This is a genomic window from Pseudomonas sp. R3-18-08 (genome assembly GCF_003852065.1).
Lineage (GTDB): Bacteria > Pseudomonadota > Gammaproteobacteria > Pseudomonadales > Pseudomonadaceae > Aquipseudomonas.
Genome location: NZ_CP027729.1, coordinates 1500242 through 1515253, shown reverse-complemented (window position 1 = coordinate 1515253; position 15012 = coordinate 1500242). Strand labels below are relative to the sequence as shown.

Here is a 15012-nt window from a genome sequence, read left to right as displayed (position 1 = left end):
CTCATTTCTCCATCGGCGTGGCGTCGCGGCCGCGCAGGACGATGTCCCAGCGGTAGCCGAGGGCATAGGAAGGAATGGTTTTTTCCAGGTCGAAGCTGGCGATCAGGCGTTGCTTGGCGCGGGTGTCCGGCACACAGTTGTAGATCGGGTCGTATTCCAGCAGCGGGTCACCGGGGAAATACATTTGCGTGACCAACCGCGTCAGCACACTCGGGCCGAACAGCGAAAAGTGGATATGTGCCGGACGCCAGGCGTTGTGGTGGTTGCCCCACGGGTAGGCGCCGGGCTTGATGGTCTGGAACTGGTACCAGCCGTCGGCGTCGGTGACGGTGCGCCCGGTGCCGGTGAAATTCGGGTCCAGCGGCGCATCGTGCAGGTCGCGCTTGTGGTTGTAGCGACCGGCAGCGTTGGCTTGCCAGATCTCCACGAGGATGCCCGGCACCGGCAGGCCGTTCTCGTCCAGCACACGCCCGTGAATGATGATGCGCTCACCCTGGGGCTCGCCTTCATGCTGGGCGGTGAGGTCGTTGTCCTTGGTATCGATGCGCTCGGCACCGATGGTCGGGCCGGTGATTTCCGACAACGAATGGGGCAGGAACACCAACGGCTGGGACGGCGAACGCAGGTTCGTCGACTGGTAGGCCGGGTGCAGGTAATCAGGTTGAGTGCCCGCTTGCGGGCGCCGGTAACCGGGCTTGTCACTCATGGAGCAATCCTCTCTTGTTAGATGCGTTCAATCGCCAGTGCCAGGCCTTGGCCGACGCCCACACACATAGTCGCCAGGCCTTTGCGGCCGCCGGTTTTTTCCAGCTGATGCAGGGCGGTCAGTACCAACCGCGCGCCGCTCATGCCCAGGGGATGGCCCAGGGCGATGGCGCCGCCGTTGGGGTTGACCTGCGGCGCATCGTCGGCGAGGCCCAGCTCGCGCAGCACCGCCAGGCCTTGGCTGGCGAAGGCTTCGTTGAGCTCGATCACGTCAAAATCGGTGACCGCCAACCCCAGGCGCTCCACCAGCTTGCGCACCGCCGGCACCGGGCCGATGCCCATCACACGCGGGGCGACGCCGGCACTGGCCATGCCCAGTACTCGGGCGCGGGCGGTGAGGCCGTGTTTTTTCACCGCCTCGCCAGAGGCAAGGATCAGCGCGGCAGCGCCATCGTTGACGCCCGAGGCATTGCCGGCGGTAACGGTTTTGTCGGGACCATTCACCGGTTTGAGTTTGGCCAGCGCTTCCAGGGTGGTGTCCCGCGGATGCTCATCGTGCTCCACCAGGGTTTCGCCTTTTTTATGGGCGACCCGCACCGGTACGATTTCTTCGGCGAAGAAGCCGGCAGCTTGCGCGGCGGCGGTACGTTGCTGGCTGCGCAGGGCGAACGCGTCCTGGTCGGCGCGGGAAATGTGGTAGTCGTCGGCGACGTTATCGGCGGTCTGCGGCATCGCATCCACGCCGTACTGGGCTTTCATCAACGGGTTGATAAAGCGCCAGCCAATGGTGGTGTCTTCCAGTTTCATGCTGCGCGAAAACGCCGCATCGGCCTTGCCCATCACGAACGGTGCGCGGGACATCGACTCGACGCCACCGGCAATCGCCAGCTCCATCTCGCCGCTGGCAATCGCGCGAAAGGCCGTGCCGATGGCGTCCATGCCCGAGGCGCACAGGCGGTTGAGGGTCACGCCTGGGGTGCTTTCCGGCAGGCCCGCCAGCAGCAACGCCATGCGTGCCACGTTGCGGTTGTCTTCGCCGGCCTGGTTGGCGCAGCCGAGGAACACTTCATCGACGGCATTCCAGTCCACCGTCGGGTTGCGCTCCATCAGTGCCTTGATCGGCAAGGCCGCCAGGTCATCGGCACGCACCGTGGACAGGCCACCGCCGAAGCGGCCGATGGGGGTTCGAATGGCGTCACAGATAAAGACATCACGCATCAGGCTTCTCCCGGCGCTTGGCCATGGGCGGCTGCGGTGCGCGCTTCAAGGTCACGCAACGCGCTCAGTTCGACCTCCGTCGGCTCGGCGGTGGTCTCGACCTGCTCGGCAAAACGAATGGCCCAGCCGGTCGCTGCTGTCACCTGCTCACGGCTCACGCCCGGGTGCAACGCGGTGACCACGAACTCATGGGTGCCCTCTTCGGGCTCCATGATGCACAGGTCGGTAATGATGCCGACGGGACCGGCGCCCGGCAGGCCCAGGCGTTTACGCGAGTCCCCACCTTCGCCGTGGCCGACCGAGGTGATGAAGTCCAGTTTGTCGACAAACGAACGGGACGACTGTTTAAGGATGATCAACACGCTCTTGGCGGAACCGGCGATCTCCGGCGCGCCGCCGGCCCCCGGCAAACGCACCTTGGGCTGGTGATAATCGCCGACCACGGTGGTGTTGATATTGCCGAAACGGTCAACCTGAGCCGCGCCAAGAAAGCCCACGTCGATGCGCCCGCCTTGCAGCCAGTAGCGGAAGATCTCACCGGTAGGCACCACCGTATCGGCGGTTTCCGCCAGCTCACCGTCGCCGATGGACAGCGGCAGCACCGATGGCTTGGCGCCAATCGGGCCGGACTCGTAGATCAGCACCACGTCGGGCGACGAAGTCAGGCGCGCCAGGTTGGCCGCCTTGGACGGCAGGCCGATGCCGACAAAGCACACCGAGCCGTTCTTGAGGCGACGCGCGGCGGCGACGGTCATCATTTCATTGGTGGAGTAAGCCATCACTTGGCCTCCTGCGCGGTGGCCAGCTTGGCCTGGAATTCACTGAAGTCGGCGGTGCCGTGAATGTATTCGTCGATCCAGGCGGTAAATGTCCCACGGTCGCGGGCAATCGGGTCCCACGCCTGGTAGAAACGGTTGTCACGTTCGTTATAGCCGTGGGCGTAGGACGGGTGCGCGCCACCCGGCACATGGCACACCGCAGTCAAGGCCCAGGTCGGCAGCACGCAGCTGTTCATCGGCGCATTCAGGTCATCGACGATCTCTTCGACGGTGACGATGCAGCGCTTGGCCGCCAGGGCCGCCTCCTTCTGCACGCCGAGGATGCCCCAGAGCAGCACGTTGCCCTTGCGGTCGGCCTTCTGCGCGTGGATCACCGTGACATCCGGGCGTACTGACGGCACTGCCGCCAGCACCTCGCCCGTGAACGGGCAGGTGACCGTCTTGATCAGCGGGTTGACCTTGGGCAAGTCGGAACCGGCGTAGGCACGCAACACCGCAAACGGCAGGCCGGAGGCGCCGGCGACGTAGGCATTGGCCAGGTCGGCATGGCTGTGTTCTTCGATCTCCAGCGGCTGCGGCCAGTGTTTTTCCACGGCGTCGCGCAGGCGATGCAGGGAACCCACGCCAGGGTTACCGCCCCAGGAGAAAATCAACTTGCGCGCACAGCCGGCACCGATCAACTGGTCGTAGATCAGGTCAGGCGTCATACGCACCAGCGTCAGGTCTTTCTTGCCCTGACGAATGATTTCATGACCTGCGGCTGTAGGGATCAGGTGAGTAAAGCCTTCGAGCGCGACGGTATCGCCATCGCTCACGAAGCGCTTGACCGCATCACGCAGGGTGAGAATTTCAGCCATGGGTTGGGCTCCCGGTGTTGATCGAAAAAGGCGCTGAGGTGGCGCCGAAGTGCTTGAAGATTAAGCCGGGGAAATGGGTGGAACAATCCGATAATCGACTCAGTGTTCGATTATCGAACGAATTGTTGCTTACTAAACTTCTAAGCCAACGCAATTCAAATGTGGGAGGGGGCTTGCTCCCGATAGCGGTGGGTCAGCTTAATAATTCCTGACTGATACACCGCCATCGGGAGCAAGCCCCCTCCCACATTTTTAGCTGTGCCAGAGTCAAGTAGCATCGGCATGGCTGACCATGCCTTTGATCACCACGGCAGCGGTGGCCAGCGCTGCCGGAATCACCAATGCCGTCAGCACCTGCTCGAAATTCCAGCCCAGGCCCAGCAAGGTAGCCCCCATCCACGCTCCCAGAATTGCACCGAAACGGCCAATACCGAGCATCCACGACACGCCGGTGGCGCGGCCTTGGGTCGGGTAGAAACGCGCGGCCAGGGAGGGCATCGCCGATTGCGCACCGTTGACGCACATCCCGGCAATCAGCACCAGGGTGGCCAGTAAGGTGATATTGCCCAGGCTCTGCCCCACCGCGTAGGCAAACACCCCGGCCAGCAGATAGAAGGTGCCGATCACCTTGTGCGGGTTGAACCGGTCCATCGCCCAGCCCACACCCACTGCGCTCAATACGCCGCCAAACTGGAACAAGGCGCCGATGAACGCGGCCTGTTCCATGCTGGCGCCACTGTCGCGCATCAGGGTTGGCAGCCAACTGGTGAGCAGATAAACGATCACCAGGCCCATGAAGTAGGTGAGCCACAGCAACAACGTGCCGGCGCTGTAGGTGCCAGAGAAAATCACCGCGAGCACGTTGCGTGTCTTGACGGTCTTCTGCTCCGGCACGCTGAAGGCGCTGGCCTGGGCAACGATAGCGGGCGCAATGGGAGACAGGGTCTTGCGCACCTTGTCGGTGCCACGGTTGCGCACCACCAGGTAACGCGCCGATTCCGGCAACCACACCAACAGCACGGCGGCCAGGATCAACGGCAGGATGCCGCCGATCAGCAACAGGCTGTGCCAGCCGAACGCCGGGATCAACTTGGCCGAGATAAACCCGCCACCGGCCATGCCTAGGTTGAAGCCGCAGAACATGCTGGTCACCAGCAGCGACTTGTGCCGCTCGGGGTGTATTCAGAAAGCAGCGTGGTGGCGTTGGGCATGCCGGCGCCCAGGCCCAGGCCCGTCAGGAAACGCAACACCAGCAGTTGGTCGACATTGCTGCTGTAGGCCGATGCCAGGCTGAAGGCGCCAAACACCAGCACCGCGCCCACCAGCACGCCTTTACGCCCGAAGCGGTCGGCCAGCGGGCCGGAACCCAGCGCGCCGAACACCATGCCGATCAATGCGGCGCTCATCACCGGGCCGAGGCTGGCGCGGTCGATGCCCCAGTCCTGGGACAGCGCGGGCGCGATAAAACCCATGGCGGCGGTGTCGAGGCCGTCGAGAAAGACAATCAGGAAACACAGGATCACCACACGCCATTGATAACGCGACAACGGCTGGGCGTTGATGAAGGACTGCACGTCCAAGGTGGTACCGACAGAGGGCTGATTCATTATTTTTATTCCACACCGATGGCGGGTCAGCGACCGGGGGTCGCCGTTATTATTGGAGCGCTTGGGAGCGCTGCCGCACATTAATGAGCCAGGGGAAACAGCGTCAATCGATCAAGCCGGGATCTGTGCGGTCACCGAACACTTAGGCAAACAGTTGCGTACTCAGCTCGCGGCTGGCGCTGAGCATGCTCGGCAGGAAGCGCTGCTCCAACTCGCTGCGGCTGACCCGCCCGGCATGGGTACTCACATTGAGTGCGGCCAACACCTGGCCGGACGCGTCGTACACCGGTACGGCGATGGAGCGCAGGCCCTGCTCCAATTCCTGGTCGACGATGCACCAACCTTGCTGACGAACCTGTTGCAGGCATTCGAACAAGGCTTCGGGCGTGGTCAAGGTGCGACTGGTCTTGGTTTGCAGGTCGGCGTGGTCGAGATAATCCTGCAGCGAGGCATCGTCCAGGGCGGCCAGCAGGATACGGCCCATGGAGGTGCAGTACGCCGGCAAGCGGCCGCCCACGGAAAGGTCCACGGAAATCAGGCGTTGAGTGGTGGCGGAACGGGCGATGTACAGAATGTCGTCGCCTTCGAGGGTCGCCATGTTGCAGGCTTCGTGAAGCTGTTCGCTCATGCGGTCCAGATAAGGCTGGGCCGACACGGCCAAGGGCGTCGATGACAGATACGCATGGCCAAGGGTCAGCACTTTGGGCAGCAACGAGTAGGTACGACCATCGGTGGTGGCGTAACCGAGTTTGATCAAGGTGTGCAGGCAACGGCGCACGGCGGCGCGGGGGATTTCGGTGCGGTGGCTGATCTGGGCGATGGTCAGGTGACGCTTGCGCTCCTGAAACGCCTGCACCACGGCCAGGCCACGGGCCAGGGAGGTCATGAAGTCCGGATCACCCGTGAAGGCCTGGATGCGCTTGGCGGGTGAGGCCACGATCGGCGGCGCCACGGACGCGAAAGAATTGCGCAATTGATCGTTCATTGCAGGGATCCTTTTTCTTGTTTTCAACCACAGAAGGGCTGGCTGTCATTTCTAGCCGCGCCAGTAGAGATGTACAAGACGGGGCCGGCAACATTGGGCGATTATCGGACAATCATTCGATTATCGCAATTTTCAGCGGCCAAGCCTGTTTCAAGGCCTTGTGGAAGAAAAACCAGATGACATGGATAGATATCTTCAGCCAACACTTACGTTGTGATGTAACAAAACCCGCATATGAAGTTGATGCTTTTAACTTTATGCCGATAGCGTTATTCACATGCATCGCTATAATGCAGCCTGTGCAGAGGTCAGCCCAATTTACCTGTTGGGATCAGAGCTCGCCCGGCGCCGCATACTCGAGCGCAGGGTCGATTAAAATATCGGATTGAAAAAGCGACCTCGGGTCCCCACTTCAAACTTGAACAGTCCATCTGTTCAAGTTCGTACACCCCAAGGCCGCCTTTTGGCATGACGTTGCACTTTTATTAAACTCAACTCAATTAGGTACAACTGTGACGAAAGATGAACTGCGCGCGGAACTTGAGCGCCAGGAGCAACGTTACAAGGATGTTTACGGCGGGGAAGTCACCACCTACGCCGCCCAGCCTGAGCCGGAACGTAAGCCATGGCGCAAGCGCGCCAGCCTGCTGGATCAGGCATTCGCCCAGGAAATCCAGAAAATCGAGCAGGAACTCAAGACCGAAGAGCCCTGAGTGCTCTTTGGGTTGAGTCTTCAGGTTTTTGCTGCCTCTGCGGCCCACCACCGGCCGAGGGCAGCACGCATTGGCTGCCGCTGGTCGGCACTCCACTGCCGCCAACGAAATTTCATACAAATGTTTCACACATGACATTTTCGTGACAAAACCGCGTCTTTTCGCGCCCCGGCGTTAAAAATCAAAGACTTGCCAAAGCCCCGAAAACCCTGGGATGCGCCCATTTCAACCAGTTTTTTTCAATGTAGATTGTTACCAATGAGCAGCTAATGCATCGATTACTGAGGTTTTCTGGCATAATCGCGCCCCCTTACGACCGGGTCAGAAAACCTTCATGATCGATTTATTCAGCGGACTGGATGCTTGGGTTCTAGTGAGCCTGTTGCTCGCCCTGGCCTTTGTCCTCGCCTTCGAGTTCATCAATGGCTTTCATGACACCGCTAACGCGGTGGCCACAGTCATCTATACCAAAGCGATGCCGCCACACCTGGCGGTGTTCTTCTCCGGGGTGTTCAACTTCCTCGGCGTGCTGCTCGGTGGTGTGGGTGTCGCCTACGCCATCGTGCATTTGCTGCCGGTGGAGTTGCTGATCAATGTGAACACCGGCCATGGTCTGGCGATGGTCTTCTCGTTGTTGGCGGCGGCAATTACCTGGAACCTGGGCACCTGGTACTTCGGAATCCCGGCCTCCAGCTCCCACACCCTGATCGGCTCGATCCTCGGCGTGGGCCTGGCCAACGCCCTGATCAACGATATTCCCCTGGCTGACGGTGTGAACTGGCAGAAAGCGATCGATATCGGTGCGTCCCTGGTGTTCTCGCCGATGGCCGGTTTCCTGGTCGCAGCCCTGGTGCTGATCGGCCTGAAGTGGTGGCGCCCGCTGTCGAAGATGCACAAGACCCCGGACCAACGCCGCAAGCTTGATGACAAGAAGCACCCGCCGTTCTGGAACCGCCTGGTCCTGGTGATTTCCGCCATGGCCGTGAGCTTCGTGCACGGCTCCAACGATGGGCAGAAAGGTATCGGCCTGATCATGCTGGTGCTGATCGGTATCGTGCCGGCGCAGTTCGTGCTCGACCTGGGCAGCACCACCTACCAGATCGAACGGACCCGCGACGCCACTGTGCATCTGAGCCAGTTCTACCAGCGCAACAACGCCACCCTCGGCGAGTTCCTGGCACTGGGCAAAAGCGTGAAGGACGACCTGCCGGGCAAGTTCCAGTGCAACCCGCAGCAGACCGAGCCGACCATCAACGCGCTCGTTGACACGCTCAAAGGTGTGTCCGACTACCACTCGTTGAATGCCGACCAGCGCATTGAAGTGCGTCGCTACCTGCTCTGCCTGGACGATACCGCGAAGAAAGTCGGCAAGCTGCCTGGCCTGGATGCGCGTGAGAAGTCCGACCTCGACAAGCTGCGCAAAGACCTGACCGCCACGACCGAGTATGCGCCGTTCTGGGTGATCCTCGCGGTCGCACTGGCCCTGGGCCTGGGCACTATGGTGGGCTGGAAACGCGTGGTACTGACTATCGGTGAGAAGATCGGCAAGCAAGGCATGACCTATGCCCAGGGCATGTCGGCGCAGATCACCACAGCCACCATGATCGGCTTTGCCAATATCTTCGCCCTGCCGGTATCCACCACCCACGTGTTGTCTTCTGGCGTGGCCGGTACCATGGTCGCCAACAAAAGCGGCCTGCAAGGCGGCACGGTCAAGACCATCCTGATGGCGTGGGTGCTGACCCTGCCGGCAACCGTAGGCCTCTCGGCCGGGTTGTTCTGGCTGGCGTCCAAGGCGCTGGGCAGCTGATAGCAGCCAGCAATGAACAAGGTGCGATTCGCGAGAATCGCACCTTTTTTTATGGCCCTGATGATCGTTCCCACGCTCTGTGTGGGAATGCGCCCCGTGACGCTCCGCGTCACCCATGCGCAGGCCTCAACAGCGGGACGCGGAGCGTCCGAGGCGGCATTCCCACGCAGAGCGTGGGAACGATCGGCCAAAAAAAAAGGCGACCGAAGTCGCCCAAAATGCCTTGCGTGCCCTGTAACCCGGAAAGACTTATGGTTTTTTACGCTTGTGTGCGTCTTTCCAGATAAAAATGCCAAACCCTACAAAAAACAGCACCATGAGGCTTACGGTCAGCACTCCGGCAAATACCACATTATCGATAAACATGACCGGCCTCCTGCACTTGCCCTGTTGCGATAGGGCTAAGTTAATCGAGAAGGCGGAATGGAAAATTGACGGGGATCAATGTCGCCCTCAACGGGGCGTAAAGAAAGGCAATAACTGACCTGCATCAATGGAGGCCAGTTGATTCAGCGTTTTTTCGGCTTGTTCTTCGATTTTTTCTTGGCCTTACCCAGGGGCATGGCCTGTTCAAACGCCTGGCGCACTTCATTCAGGCGTTTGTCATTGAGATCATGCACACGCTTGGCGCGTTCGGCATTCAGGTCGATCAGCTTGTCATCATCACTCATGGCTTGGCTTACGTTATGGCGGGAATGTTCCAATAATGCGGCCTCCTCCGCTCGACGGCAAATCAGCTGGCGATCAAACCTCGATATCCACCCACAGGCCCTGGCGCGGCGCGTCTTCAATCAGCGGCGCCACGGGGACAGTATTGTCGGCGTTGAGCAGATCGCCAGGGATCGGCAGGTGCTGCTCGGGGTCCTCGCTGGCTTCACGCTGACGCCTTTGCTGCTCTTGCTGGCGGCGCTGTTCTTCGCGCAGCAGAAAGGTCGATTGTTCGGCATCGCCTTTTTTCAGGTCGATGGTGCTCTCGTTGGAGCCTTGTTGAACCGGCACCACAGGCGGGATATCCGGCTTCTGGCGTACCGGATCGAGTTGTGACGTGACCGGCACAACGCTGACGGGCAGCATGGGTGGCAACATAATCTTGATTCTCCTGATCAACAGGCTGTCGGCGCGCCCCGGGGCGACTTGAACATTCGCTGGTCAAGCTGTGACCCAGTCGACACTTATGAGTGCCCGCCACCTGTCGATTCGCCCTGCGGGCCTGGGCGCTGACGCAGTAGTTTTTGTCAGAGTACTTTTTGTTAGAGTCCTTGGGCGTGGAGCCTTGTTCCGTTAAGATAGTCGGCTTTTTCACGGCGGGAGTCAGGCAGCATGGCGCAGCAGTATCAACCGGGGCAACGCTGGATTAGTGACAGCGAAGCAGAGCTGGGGTTAGGCACCGTTCTGGCACAGGACGGCCGCTTGTTGACCGTGCTCTATCCGGCCACTGGCGACACCCGCCAGTATGCGCTACGGAATGCGCCCCTCACCCGCGTGAGGTTTTCGCCGGGCGACAGCATCACCCATTTCGAAGGCTGGAAGATGACCGTGCAGGAAGTCGACGACGTCGACGGCCTGCTGGTTTACCACGGCCTCAACGGGCAGAACGAACAGGTCACCCTGCCGGAAACCCAACTGTCCAACTTCATCCAGTTCCGCCTCGCCAGCGACCGCCTGTTCGCCGGGCAGATCGACCCGCTGGCCTGGTTCTCGCTGCGCTACCACACCCTGGAACACACCAGTCGCCAATTGCAGTCCGCACTGTGGGGCCTGGGCGGCGTGCGTGCGCAACCTATCGCGCACCAACTGCACATCGCCCGTGAAGTCGCTGACCGTATCGCGCCACGGGTATTGCTGGCCGACGAAGTGGGCCTGGGCAAGACCATCGAAGCCGGCCTGGTGATCCATCGTCAACTGCTGTCGGGCCGCGCCAGCCGCGTGCTGATCCTGGTCCCGGAAAACCTGCAGCACCAGTGGCTGGTGGAAATGCGCCGGCGCTTCAACCTGCAGGTTGCGCTGTTCGACGAAGAGCGCTTTATCGAAAGCGATGCCACCAACCCGTTCGAAGACACTCAACTGGCGCTGGTCGCCCTGGAATGGCTGGTGGACGACGAGAAGGCCCAGGACGCGCTGTTCGCGGCCGGTTGGGACCTGCTGGTGGTCGACGAAGCCCACCACCTGGTGTGGCACGAAGAAAAAGCCAGCGCCGAGTACTCGCTGGTCGAGCAACTCGCCGAAGTGATTCCCGGCGTGCTGCTGCTCACCGCTACCCCGGAACAACTGGGCCAGGACAGCCACTTCGCGCGCCTGCGCCTGCTGGACCCGAACCGTTTCCACGACCTGCACGCCTTCCGCGCCGAGAGCGAGAACTACCGCCCGGTGGCCGAAGCCGTGCAGGAGCTGCTGGACAAGGGCCGCTTGTCGCCCGCCGCGCACAAAACCATCCAGGGTTTCCTCGGCAATGAAGGCGAAGCCTTGCTTACCGCCGTCAACGATGGCGACAGCGAGGCCAGCGCGCGCCTGGTGCGTGAACTGCTCGACCGCCACGGCACCGGCCGCGTGCTGTTTCGCAACACCCGCGCCGCCGTACAGGGCTTCCCCGAGCGGAAACTGCACGCCTACCCGCTGCCGAACCCAGACGAATACATGGAGTTGCCCCTGGGTGAACATGCCGAGCTGTATCCGGAAGTCAGCTTCCAGTCGCAGCCGGACATCGAGGAAGACAACCGCTGGTGGCGCTTCGACCCGCGCGTCGAGTGGCTGATCGACCAGTTGAAAATGCTCAAGCGCACCAAGGTCCTGGTGATCTGCGCCCACGCCGAAACCGCCATGGACCTGGAAGACGCGCTGCGCGTACGCTCCGGCATTCCGGCCACGGTGTTCCACGAAGGCATGAACATCCTCGAGCGCGACCGCGCCGCAGCGTACTTCGCGGATGAAGAGTTCGGCGCCCAGGTGCTGATCTGTTCGGAAATCGGCAGTGAAGGCCGCAACTTCCAGTTCTCCCACCACCTGGTGCTGTTCGACCTGCCGTCGCACCCCGACCTGCTGGAACAGCGCATCGGCCGTCTGGACCGGATCGGCCAGAAACACGTGATCGAACTGCACGTGCCGTACCTGGAAACCAGCCCGCAAGAGCGCCTGTTCCAGTGGTACCACGAAGCGCTGAACGCATTCCTCAACACCTGCCCGACCGGCAACGCCTTGCAGCATCAGTTCGGCCCGCGCCTGCTGCCGCTGCTGGAAAACGCCGACGATGGCGAATGGCAGGCCCTGATCGACGAAGCCCGTGCCGAGCGCGAGCGCCTGGAGCAGGAACTGCACACCGGTCGTGACCGCTTGCTGGAGCTCAACTCCGGCGGTGCCGGTGAAGGCGATGCGCTGGTCGAAGACATCCTCGAGCAAGACGACCAGTTCGCCCTGCCGATCTATATGGAAACCCTGTTCGACGCTTTCGGCATCGACAGCGAAGACCATTCGGAAAACGCACTGATCCTCAAGCCCAGCGAGAAGATGCTCGACGCCAGCTTCCCCCTGGGCGACGACGAAGGCGTGACCATCACCTACGACCGTAACCAGGCGCTGTCCCGTGAAGACATGCAGTTCATCACCTGGGAACACCCGATGGTGCAAGGCGGCATGGACCTGGTGCTGTCCGGTTCCATGGGCAACACCGCCGTGGCGCTGATCAAGAACAAGGCGCTCAAGCCGGGCACCGTATTGCTCGAACTGCTGTATGTCAGCGAAGTGGTTGCCCCGCGCTCGCTGCAACTGGGTCGCTACCTGCCACCGGCAGCGCTGCGCTGCCTGCTGGATGCCAACGGCAATGACCTGTCCGGCCGCGTGTCGTTCGTGACCTTGAACGAGCAGTTGGAAAGCGTGCCCCGGGCCAGCGCCAACAAATTCGTGCAGGCCCAGCGCGACCAGTTGACGCCGCGCATCAATGCCGGCGAAGAGAAAATCGCCCCGCGTCACGCCGAACGTGTGGCCGAGGCCAAGCGTCGCCTGGCGGCAGACACCGACGAAGAGCTGGCACGCTTGACCGCACTGCAAGCGGTCAACCCGACCGTGCGCGACAGCGAGCTGGTCGCCCTGCGCAACCAGCGCGAGCAAGGCCTGGCCATGCTCGACAAGGCGGCGTTACGACTGGAAGCGATTCGGGTGTTGGTCGCAGGTTGATCCTGCGCTGAATGAGAGAGGCCCGCGCAATGCGGGCCTTTTTTATTCACTTGAGAACACCGTTGGCGTTGCGCGCCTCATCGGGAGCAAGCCCCCTCCCACATTTGAACTGTGAATACATTCGAGTGTGGGAGGGGGCTTGCTCCCGATAGCGTCAACTCGGTCTCAAGCCGTAGCCAACGCCGGCACCTCCACCGCACTCAACCCCTCTTTCATCCGCTTGGCATCGCGCACAAAACTGCGCGACGCCTGGAACAGAAACAGCATGGTCAGGAACAATGCCACCGGAATCAGGTACATGGCGTCGTGCAAACCTACGGCCTTGTATGCCTCGGTCATCTGCTCGGCCCCCGCCGCATACATCGCCGCATGCGCAAAGTGATCAGACAGCCCGCCCACCACAATCGGCCCCATGCCCCCGCCCAGCAGATACAAGCCGGCAAAGAACAACGCCATCGCCGTGGCCCGCAGGCGCGGTTCAACCACGTCCTGGATTGCCGTGTACACGCAGGTATAGAAGTTATAGGCAAACAACCAGCCCACGCTGAACAGCGCGACGAACACGCCGATCTCGATCCGCCCGGCGTGCAATGCCCAGGCGGTGGTGAGCGTGGAGATGATCAGACTGCACGCGGCAAACAGCAGCCGACCATTGGCGACCCGCTGATGGATCTTGTCGGCAATCCAGCCGCCCAGGGTCAGGCCCACCAGGCCGGTCACACCGACGATGACACCGGTGGCCACCGCCGCGTCCTGCAACGGCATCAGAAAGTAACGCTGCAGCATCGGCACCAGGAACGAGTTGCACGCATAGGTGGCGAAGTTGAAGCACAGCCCGGCCAGCACCAGCCACAGGAAGGTCGGCACCGCGAGTACGCGGCGGATCGGGCGGTCGACGCGTTCCTGGGGCACTTGCACCGTTTCCGCCGCGCCGCGTTTGGGCTCCTTGATGTAGAACATGAATACCGCGAGGATCAGCCCCGGTACGGCGGCAATAAAGAACGGCGCACGCCAGCTGTCGAACGCCTTGACCATCCAGCCGATGGTGAAGAACGCCAGCAGCAAGCCCAACGGCAGGCCCAGCATGAAGATGCCCATGGCGCGCGCGCGGCGGTGGGCGGGAAACAGATCGCCAATCAATGAATTGGCGGCGGGGGCATAACTGGCCTCCCCGATGCCAATGCCCATGCGCACCACCAGGAAGCTCCAGAAACTGCCGGCCAGGCCATTGAGCGCAGTCAGCCCGCTCCAGGCAAACAAGCCCCAGCCCATCAGTTTGCTGCGCGAGCCGGTGTCGGCCAGGCGCCCCAGCGGCAGCCCGGCGATGGCATAGACGATGGTGAAAGAGGTACCGATGATGCCGAGCTGAAAGTCGCTCAGGTGCCATTCCATGCGGATCGGCTCGATGATGATCGCGGGAATGGTCCGGTCGAAGAAGTTGAACAGGTTGGCGAGGAACAGCAGGAACAGAATGCGCCAGGCATTCGCCGCTTGGGTCGAGTTCTGCATGGGTCCGTCTCTTTTATTGTTATGAGAGCTGCGATGCCCACTGCATCCTGCTCAGGTATCTGCAACATAGTCAGGCTGGCGGCGCTTGTCTGTAATGATTCGTAAAGCTGATAGGACGTGATTTCACCCGGCATTACGGGGCTTTCCCTACAAAAATATATGTGTGCGCCCCCCTTCCCAACGGCCAGCGCCCGGATAGAATGGCGAGCCTTCCCGCAGTCCCCCTTACCTATCCTTAATCGATGACGCCCATGTCCGAAGCCAGTCCGTGTCTGAATTGCGGTGCCTGCTGTTCATACTTTCGTGTGTCTTTCTTCTGGGGCGAGTGCGCCTCATCGGGCGGCACCGTGCCCGATGACCTGGTGGTGCAGATCAACCCCACCCGCGTGGCGATGATCGGTACCGACCAGAAGCCCGCACGCTGCTGCAGCCTCGAGGGTGAAGTGGGCAAAGGCACGCGCTGCTCAATTTATGAACAGCGCTCAAGCCCCTGCCGCGAGTTCGACGCCTCCTGGAGCCAGGGCGTGCAGAACGCCGATTGCGATGCTGCCCGTGCCGCCTTCGGCCTGGCGCCGCTCGACGAGCCGCTTTTCGAGCTGGATTTGCCCATCAGCGCTTAGCATCAAACGCTATGACTGGCATGCAAAAAGAGTTGTATCAAA

The 15012-nt window shown here is 61.5% G+C and carries 13 protein-coding genes and 1 pseudogene; 4 read left to right on the top strand and 10 right to left on the bottom strand.

Annotation, left to right across the window (positions count from 1 at the left end):
- Position 1 precedes the first annotated feature (1 nt).
- The 6 genes and pseudogenes from pcaH to pcaR all read right to left on the bottom strand — a co-directional run bounded on the left by pcaH (position 2) and on the right by pcaR (position 6151).
- On the bottom strand, positions 2-706 hold the full coding sequence (gene pcaH, locus C4J92_RS06870) for a protocatechuate 3,4-dioxygenase subunit beta (protein WP_124403341.1): 705 nt from the start codon (positions 704-706) through the stop codon (positions 2-4).
- Positions 707-723: 17 nt separating this feature from the next.
- Positions 724-1926, bottom strand: coding sequence for a 3-oxoadipyl-CoA thiolase (pcaF, locus tag C4J92_RS06865; RefSeq protein WP_177413196.1), 1203 nt, complete (start codon positions 1924-1926; stop codon positions 724-726).
- A complete protein-coding gene (locus C4J92_RS06860) occupies positions 1923-2705 on the bottom strand; it encodes a CoA-transferase subunit beta (protein WP_177413178.1) in 783 nt (260 codons plus the stop codon). Before C4J92_RS06860 ends, pcaF begins: the two co-directional genes overlap by 4 nt.
- Complete coding sequence (locus C4J92_RS06855) at positions 2702-3559, bottom strand: CoA transferase subunit A (protein WP_124366160.1); 858 nt, start codon at positions 3557-3559, stop codon at positions 2702-2704. The genes C4J92_RS06860 and C4J92_RS06855 overlap by 4 nt, the downstream gene beginning before the upstream one ends.
- A 267-nt stretch (positions 3560-3826) precedes the next feature.
- A pseudogene (locus C4J92_RS06845) lies at positions 3827-5166 on the bottom strand (MFS transporter).
- 142 nt (positions 5167-5308) lie between these two features.
- Positions 5309-6151, bottom strand: coding sequence for a pca regulon transcriptional regulator PcaR (pcaR, locus tag C4J92_RS06840; protein ID WP_124361666.1), 843 nt, complete (start codon positions 6149-6151; stop codon positions 5309-5311).
- A 512-nt stretch (positions 6152-6663) separates the two neighbouring features.
- Here pcaR and C4J92_RS06835 point away from each other — a divergent pair.
- The gene (locus tag C4J92_RS06835; protein ID WP_003189295.1) at positions 6664-6864 is read left to right on the top strand and encodes a hypothetical protein; all 201 of its coding nucleotides are present in this window, start codon (positions 6664-6666) and stop codon (positions 6862-6864) included.
- A gap of 334 nt (positions 6865-7198) precedes the next feature.
- Complete coding sequence (locus C4J92_RS06830) at positions 7199-8674, top strand: inorganic phosphate transporter (RefSeq protein WP_124361665.1); 1476 nt, start codon at positions 7199-7201, stop codon at positions 8672-8674.
- A 249-nt stretch (positions 8675-8923) separates the two neighbouring features.
- Here C4J92_RS06830 and ccoM read toward each other — a convergent pair whose 3' ends face one another.
- From ccoM to C4J92_RS06825, 3 genes are all read right to left on the bottom strand, one after another.
- On the bottom strand, positions 8924-9040 hold the full coding sequence (gene ccoM / locus C4J92_RS27340; RefSeq protein WP_034096309.1) for a cytochrome c oxidase subunit CcoM: 117 nt from the start codon (positions 9038-9040) through the stop codon (positions 8924-8926).
- A gap of 143 nt (positions 9041-9183) precedes the next feature.
- Positions 9184-9345: a hypothetical protein gene (locus tag C4J92_RS26930; protein WP_090408332.1), complete on the bottom strand. Its 162-nt coding sequence runs from the start codon at positions 9343-9345 to the stop codon at positions 9184-9186.
- Between the two features lie 73 nt (positions 9346-9418).
- A complete protein-coding gene (locus tag C4J92_RS06825) occupies positions 9419-9760 on the bottom strand; it encodes an aspartate-semialdehyde dehydrogenase (RefSeq protein ID WP_124403337.1) in 342 nt (113 codons plus the stop codon).
- 234 nt (positions 9761-9994) lie between these two features.
- On the opposite strand from C4J92_RS06825, the gene rapA reads away from it, so the two are divergent.
- Positions 9995-12841, top strand: coding sequence for an RNA polymerase-associated protein RapA (gene rapA / locus C4J92_RS06820; protein ID WP_124361663.1), 2847 nt, complete (start codon positions 9995-9997; stop codon positions 12839-12841).
- A gap of 165 nt (positions 12842-13006) precedes the next feature.
- On the opposite strand, the gene C4J92_RS06815 is transcribed toward rapA, so the two are convergent.
- Positions 13007-14350, bottom strand: coding sequence for an MFS transporter (locus tag C4J92_RS06815; RefSeq protein WP_124366156.1), 1344 nt, complete (start codon positions 14348-14350; stop codon positions 13007-13009).
- Positions 14351-14601: 251 nt separating this feature from the next.
- Here C4J92_RS06815 and C4J92_RS06805 point away from each other — a divergent pair, with 251 nt between their 5' ends.
- Positions 14602-14970 carry a YkgJ family cysteine cluster protein gene (locus C4J92_RS06805; protein ID WP_124361661.1) on the top strand — a complete coding sequence of 123 codons (369 nt, stop codon included), beginning with the start codon at positions 14602-14604 and terminating at the stop codon, positions 14968-14970.
- The last annotated feature ends 42 nt before the right edge of the window (positions 14971-15012 follow it).

Bases quoted from the DNA above. Each gene is read 5' to 3' on its own strand.
- C4J92_RS06830 (WP_124361665.1), top strand. From the start codon at position 7,199: ATGATCGATTTATTCAGCGGACTGGATGCTTGGGTTCTAGTGAGCCTG.
- ccoM (WP_034096309.1), bottom strand. From the start codon at position 9,040: ATGTTTATCGATAATGTGGTATTTGCCGGAGTGCTGACCGTAAGCCTC.
- pcaR (WP_124361666.1), bottom strand. From the start codon at position 6,151: ATGAACGATCAATTGCGCAATTCTTTCGCGTCCGTGGCGCCGCCGATC.
- C4J92_RS06825 (WP_124403337.1), bottom strand. From the start codon at position 9,760: ATGTTGCCACCCATGCTGCCCGTCAGCGTTGTGCCGGTCACGTCACAA.
- C4J92_RS26930 (WP_090408332.1), bottom strand. From the start codon at position 9,345: ATGAGTGATGATGACAAGCTGATCGACCTGAATGCCGAACGCGCCAAG.
- pcaH (WP_124403341.1), bottom strand. From the start codon at position 706: ATGAGTGACAAGCCCGGTTACCGGCGCCCGCAAGCGGGCACTCAACCT.
- C4J92_RS06855 (WP_124366160.1), bottom strand. From the start codon at position 3,559: ATGGCTGAAATTCTCACCCTGCGTGATGCGGTCAAGCGCTTCGTGAGC.
- C4J92_RS06815 (WP_124366156.1), bottom strand. From the start codon at position 14,350: ATGCAGAACTCGACCCAAGCGGCGAATGCCTGGCGCATTCTGTTCCTG.
- rapA (WP_124361663.1), top strand. From the start codon at position 9,995: ATGGCGCAGCAGTATCAACCGGGGCAACGCTGGATTAGTGACAGCGAA.
- C4J92_RS06805 (WP_124361661.1), top strand. From the start codon at position 14,602: ATGTCCGAAGCCAGTCCGTGTCTGAATTGCGGTGCCTGCTGTTCATAC.